Consider the following 6,205-nt stretch of genomic DNA (forward strand, 5'->3'; position numbering starts at 1 on the left):
GACCATGAGACTTCGTTCTCGCCCTTCGGCAGCGATCGCGTCGTCACACGCCCCGACTGAACTGAGCGTTGAGCACTATCTCGGGTTCGATGACGTCTTGAACGCTCAAACGTGCTGTTCCATCAATCGAACCCTGGATAGTGCTCAACGCCGACGTGACCCCGGGCGAATCAGCCCCGCAACTCCGGGAAGGACTCGTAGCGGAAGTCGTCGATCACTGCGGCCGGGTCGTGCTCGCGGGCACGGAGCACCACACGGCGGATCTTGCCGCTTACGGTCTTCGGGAGTTCTGTGAACTCGATGCGACGCAACCTCAGGTAAGGCGCGAGGTTCTCCTTCGCATGGCGCAGGATGGCAAGAGCCGTCTCCGCGGTCGGCTCGAAGCCCGCGGCCAGCGTGACGTAGGCCTTCGGGACGGCCAGCCGCAGCGGATCGGGGGCCGGCACGACGGCGGCCTCCAGCACCGCCGGGTGCGCGATCAGCACCGACTCCAGTTCGAAGGGGGAGACCTTGTAGTCCGAAGCCTTGAACACGTCGTCGGTTCGACCCACGTAGGTCACGAATCCGTCTTCGCTGACCGTCACGAGGTCGCCCGAGTGGTACCGGCCATCGGGCTGGGCCGTCTGGGAGCCGTCGAGATATCCGGGGGTGAGGTTGAATGGCCATGGGTCGAGCGGGAGGGTGATCTCGCCCTGCCGTGACTCGAGCCCGGTGTCGGGGTCGATGATCTCGATGTGGACGCCCGGCATGAAGCGACCCATGGAACCGGGCCGGACCTCCTCGCCGGGTGCGTTGCCGATCGTGCAGGTGGTCTCGGTCTGGCCGTAGCCGTCGCGGATGGTAAGGCCCCAGGCGCGTTGGACGGCGGCGATGACCTCCGGGTTCAGCGGCTCGCCCGCGCCCACCGCCTCACGCAGCGACGAAGGCTTCTCGCCGAGGTTGGCCTTGATCATCATGCGCCACACCGTCGGCGGGGCGCACAAGGTGGTGACCTGTCGGTCCTCCAGCTCGCGCAGCAGGTCGAGGGCGTCGAAACGCTCGTAGGCGTAGCTGTAGACGGTCGCCTCGGCCAACCAGGGCGAGAAGAAACTGGACCACGCGTGCTTGCCCCAGCCGGGGGAGGAGATGTTGAGGTGGATGTCTCCCGGGCGCACTCCGATGAAGTACATCGTCGAAAGGTGGCTCACCGGGTAGGTCAGGTGCGTGTGGGGAACGAGCTTCGGGTCCTTTGTGGTGCCCGAGGTGAAGTAGTAGAGGCACGGGTCTGTGGCGTCCGTGACGACGGGGCGGGGCTCAGCCGGGACGTCCTCGGCCGCAGCGATGGAGATCCAGCGGTCATGGGACGGCCCGGTGGTCACGGTGATGAGGCCGTCGATGGCGTCGAACTTGGATTCGTCGGCCGGATTGGAGATGACCGCCTTGACGCCGGCGCGGGGTACCCGCTGCTCCAGGTCGAACGACTGCAACGCCTCGGCGGTGGGGAGCACGACGGCTCCCAGCTTCATCACCGCCAGCATCGAGTCCCAGAGTTCGACCTGGTTGCCGAGGATCAGCATGACGGGGTCGCCCTTGCCCACGCCGAGGCCCGCCAACCAGCCGGCGAGCCGGTCCGAGCGTCGCACCATTTCGGCGTAGGTGTAGCGCGCATCGTTGCCATCGAGATCGCGCAGCCAGAGCGCCACCTGGGTGTTGTCCCTGCCGATCTCGTCGAACCAATCGATGGCCCAGTTGAAGGGGCCGGAGATGTCCGGCCACTTGAACTCTGCCCTTGCTAGGTCGCCTGCTCCCCGGAGGCCGAGCAGTTGGTCACGGGCGGTGCGGATCGTTTCGGTAACGGCGTTCATATGATTCCTCACATCTAACCTACGCAACCGTAGGTTAGTCTCACGCTACATCCCCGATGATGCGGGCCCCCCATTGGCCGCACCCTGAGTTCTGCCCGGTGCTTTGTGGGAATCCGACAGATGGCTCAGTCGTCGAGCAGGCCCATCAGGAGTGAGAACCCGCCGATCATCAGGGCCCCATGCGTGATGGAACGCAGCGCGGGGTCCGTGTCGTAGCGGCCGTAATAGCCCTGGGCCCACGCCGCGTGCTGCCGGTCCTCCCAGTAGGGAACCTGACGCTGGCCCGCGTAGACCATACGGATCGACGGGTCGAGCCCGGTTCGGATGCGCTGCGCGTCGGCCGCACAGGCAGGAACCTCCCGCGCCGCACCGCCTTGGGGGGCCCAGGAAACGTTGGCGACGGAGACCCCGTGCGCCGGGTCGAAGAAGCAAGGTGGGCGGCGTTCGGGGACGGGAAGACCCTTCACCCTGGAACGGACACAGGCGACGGAGTACCTTCCGCCTTCCATGATCTCAGCGATCCGTTTCACATCTGCGTTCGAGGTGGCCGTGCTCAGTTGCTGCTTGGCACCGTCATAGGCGTCCAAAGCGGCCGTGTAGTCGGCCTCCGCGGCTTCATCCAGGGGGAGCCCGACGACCTCGAGGTCGAGGTCGCGCAACTCTTCACCGAAGCTCGTGATGTCGCGGTCGATAGCCTCCCGTGAGCCTTGCGATATCGGTTGGCGGGCGGAAGGGTCACCGTAGGGCTGCCCGAACTGCTGCAGCGGAAAGGGCTGCACCGGCCCACCAAGTTGACCTGGGTTCTGGCCGGGGTATCTGTCCAGAGGCTGTTGCGGATAGCCGCCGTCCCCCAGGCGCGGCCGGTTGCCTCTGGTTGCCCCCAGAATCACGGAGATCATCACGAAGATGAACAGCATCGTGAAAAGTCCGCCGAACATTGCCATCACCTCAAGTCCCGTCGCCCAGCTAACTACCAGGGTAGGCGGTCGCGCAAGCACGGGCCGATCGGGGCCAGCCGACACCCCGGCGGTGGGCGCGCCGGGGTGTCGGATTGTTCTACTCGGCGTCCACGATCTCGCAGAGCACCTGGCCGGCGGTGACCGCGTCACCGGCGGCGACCGCGAGCGAGGCGATCACACCGTCGCGATGCGCCTTCAGCGGCTGCTCCATCTTCATGGCCTCGATGACGGCGATCGCGTCGCCCTCAGCCACGGTCTGGCCCTCTTCGACGTTGACCTTGACGATGGTGCCCTGCATCGGGGTGGTGAGGGAGTTCCCGCTCGGCGCCGAAACCTTGCTGCCGCCCCGGTCGCGCTTGGTCGGCCGCTGGGACCCCTTGGTGGGCTTTGAGCGGGCCCCGAGCCCACCCGGGAGCTTGACCTCGACCCGCTTCCCGTTGACTTCGACCGTGATGATCTCCGGTTCGGGCTGCCCCTCGTCCTCCCCAAGAACCCCGGAGTACGGGGCGATCTCACCGGTGAACTCGGTCTCGATCCACCTGGTGTGAACGTCGAACGAGCCGGCGGCAGCGGTGTAGGCGGGGTCCAGCAGCACGGCCTCGTGGAACGGTACGACCGTCGGCATGCCCTCGATCTGGAGCTCCGAAAGGGCGCGGCGGGACCGCTGGATGGCCTGTTCCCGAGTGGCGCCCGTCACGATCACCTTGGCGACCAGCGAATCGAACGCGCCAGGGACCGTCATCCCGGCGTGGTACCCCTCATCGACGCGGATGCCTGGGCCACTGGGTGCGTGCCATTTGGTGAGCGTGCCTGGCGCGGGCATGAAGTTGCGCCCGGCGTCTTCGGCATTGATGCGGAACTCGATCGAGTGGCCCCGGACCTCCGGGTCGTCGTAGCCGAGCGATTCACCCGAGGCGATGCGGAACATCTCGCGGACCAGATCTAGGCCCGTCACCTCTTCTGACACCGGATGTTCCACCTGGAGCCGGGTGTTGACCTCAAGGAACGAGATGGTGCCGTCCAGGCCGACCAGGAACTCGCAGGTGCCCGCGCCGACGTATCCCGCTTCGAGCAGGATCGCCTTGCTGGATTGGTAGAGCCTGGCCACCTGGTCATCGGTGAGGAACGGTGCAGGGGCTTCCTCCACCAACTTTTGGTGGCGTCGCTGTAGCGAGCAGTCACGCGTCGAGACCACGACGACGTTGCCGTGGCTGTCTGCGAGGCACTGGGTCTCGACGTGGCGTGGCTTGTCGAGGTAGCGCTCGACGAAGCACTCGCCGCGGCCGAACGCCGTCACGGCCTCACGGGTGGCCGACTCGAACATTTCGGGCACCTCGTCCAGGGTGCGGGCCACCTTCAGGCCGCGGCCGCCGCCGCCGAATGCTGCCTTGATCGCGATCGGCAGCCCGTACTGCTCGGCGAACGCGACGACTTCGGCCGCGTCGGCTACCGGGTCGGCGGTGCCGGGAACCAGTGGGGCCCCCACCTTCTGGGCGATGTGGCGGGCCTGCACCTTGTCGCCCAGCGACTCGATCGCGGCGGGCGGGGGGCCGATCCAGATGAGCCCGGCGTCGATCACGGCACGGGCGAACTCCGCGTTCTCGGCCAGGAACCCGTAGCCCGGGTGCACGGCGTCTGCCCCGGCCCGCTCGGCGATGCTCAGCAGCTTCTCGATGTTCAGGTATGTGTCGGCCGGCGTGGCCCCGTTGAGTGCATACGCCTCGTCGGCCAGCTTCACGAAGAGCGCTTCGGCGTCGGAATCTGCGTATACCGCGACTGATCCAATTCCCGCATCTCGCGCGGCGCGGATGACACGCACGGCGATTTCGCTTCGATTGGCGATCAGAACTTTAGAGATGGCTTCGTTGCCCACTTGTTCCTCCTGGCTTCGGACAACGGTGAGTCTAGTGCTCGCCCGGCCCTGTCGCGTCGTCTGGTCCAAAAGGTTGTGCCATCGTTGTCATCATGCCAACACCACCCTTTATCATCGACCTCCGAAGCCGGATCGGGCACGCCCCACTCTGGCTGCTCGGCGCCAACGCGTTGGTGCTGCGGGGCGAAGAGGTGCTCCTGGTGCGCCGCGCCGACACCGGTGAATGGTCACCGATCAGCGGGATCGTCGATCCGGGCGAACTGCCTTCCGAGACGGCAGTGCGTGAGGCGGAGGAGGAAGCCGGCGTGGTGATTGAGGTCGACCGGTTGCTGTGGACGATCGTCACCGAGGAGATCGTCTACGCCAATGGCGACAGGTGTCGCTACCTCGACCACGGATTCCGCGCGAGTTGGGTATCGGGTGAGCCGTACGTCGGTGACGAGGAGTCGACCGAAGTCGGCTGGTTCAACGTCTCAGAATTGCCGACACCTCGGCAGGAGCGGTTGGAGGCGATGGTCCGGATCGCCTTGGAGGATCCGCGGGACGTGGTGTTCCACCTGTAGCTGGTTGAGTCAAGGGTGCCGCGGTGCTGGTGGTGATCGTGGACACCAGTGGTTTGTGGCGGATACCAGTGATCTTGCTGGTCGCCAGCGGTATACGGCTGGTGACGCGTATTTAGGTTGGTGTCGACGACAGATCGTTGGTGACGAGCCTTTAGGTTGGTGTCGACGACATTGCGCTGGTGGCGACGGCGCATCGATTGGCGGGAACGCGGACTGAGGGACGGGGTTTGCCGCGCTCGTCTCTCGGGGCGCCGGGCGCTGGTGATCGTGGACACCAGTGGTTTGTGGCGGATACCAGTGATCTTGCTGGTCACCAGCGGTATACCGCTGGTGACGCGCCTTTGGGTTGGTGTCGACGACAGATCGCTGGTGACGCGCCTTTGGGTTGGTGTCGACGACAGATCGTTGGTGACGCGCCTTTGGGTTGGTGTCGACGACAGATCGTTGGTGACGCGCATTTAGGTTGGTGTCGAGGTCATTGCGGTGGTGACGAGGACACGTCGCTGGTGTCGGCGACTGGACGGTGGCGGGGTTTGCCGCGCTCGTCCCTCGTCCCGCCCGGTGCTGGTGATCTTCGCGGACACCAGTGGCTCGTGGCGGATACCAGCGACCTGGTCGTCGCCAGCGTAAAGCCCAGCTAGTCGCAATACCGTTCAGTTAACAGCGTTGGACGTGGATGGTTGTGGTGTCGCCGGGCTGGGGCCAGGTGGCGTGGGCGGCGCGTTTGACGTGCCATTTGGTGTACTTCCTCTTCACGACGTGCGGTGCTGCGCGTCGCCGCCGCTCTGGGTTGAGCCTGCGGAGCAGGCGGCGTAGGAAGTCGAGCCAGCCGGGGCTGTCGCGGCCGTGCTGGTCAGGGGGGAAAGGCACCCGGGTGGGCGAGGGTCTGGCGGGTGATCCGCAGTGCGGCGACGAAGCTTACCCGGTCCGGGTCGCGGCCGGCATGGGTTGCAGCCTCGGCCATCA

At 66.0% G+C, this 6,205-nt stretch carries 4 protein-coding genes; 1 reads left to right on the top strand and 3 read right to left on the bottom strand.

Annotated features, from left to right (window positions below):
* Window positions 1-170 precede the first annotated feature (170 nt).
* From BUC15_RS13640 to BUC15_RS13650, 3 genes are all read right to left on the bottom strand, one after another.
* Window positions 171-1,844, bottom strand: coding sequence for an AMP-binding protein (locus tag BUC15_RS13640; RefSeq protein WP_073189222.1), 1,674 nt, complete (start codon window positions 1,842-1,844; stop codon window positions 171-173).
* Window positions 1,845-1,969: 125 nt separating this feature from the next.
* Complete coding sequence (locus tag BUC15_RS13645) at window positions 1,970-2,782, bottom strand: hypothetical protein (RefSeq protein WP_073189224.1); 813 nt, start codon at window positions 2,780-2,782, stop codon at window positions 1,970-1,972.
* A 118-nt stretch (window positions 2,783-2,900) separates the two neighbouring features.
* On the bottom strand, window positions 2,901-4,676 hold the full coding sequence (locus tag BUC15_RS13650; RefSeq protein ID WP_217652251.1) for an acetyl/propionyl/methylcrotonyl-CoA carboxylase subunit alpha: 1,776 nt from the start codon (window positions 4,674-4,676) through the stop codon (window positions 2,901-2,903).
* Between the two features lie 92 nt (window positions 4,677-4,768).
* Between BUC15_RS13650 and BUC15_RS13655 the strand changes: the two genes are divergently transcribed.
* The gene (locus BUC15_RS13655; protein ID WP_073189227.1) at window positions 4,769-5,239 is read left to right on the top strand and encodes an NUDIX hydrolase; all 471 of its coding nucleotides are present in this window, start codon (window positions 4,769-4,771) and stop codon (window positions 5,237-5,239) included.
* The last annotated feature ends 966 nt before the right edge of the window (window positions 5,240-6,205 follow it).

It is taken from the genome of Tessaracoccus bendigoensis DSM 12906 (genome assembly GCF_900141915.1).
Taxonomy (GTDB): domain Bacteria; phylum Actinomycetota; class Actinomycetes; order Propionibacteriales; family Propionibacteriaceae; genus Arachnia; species Arachnia bendigoensis.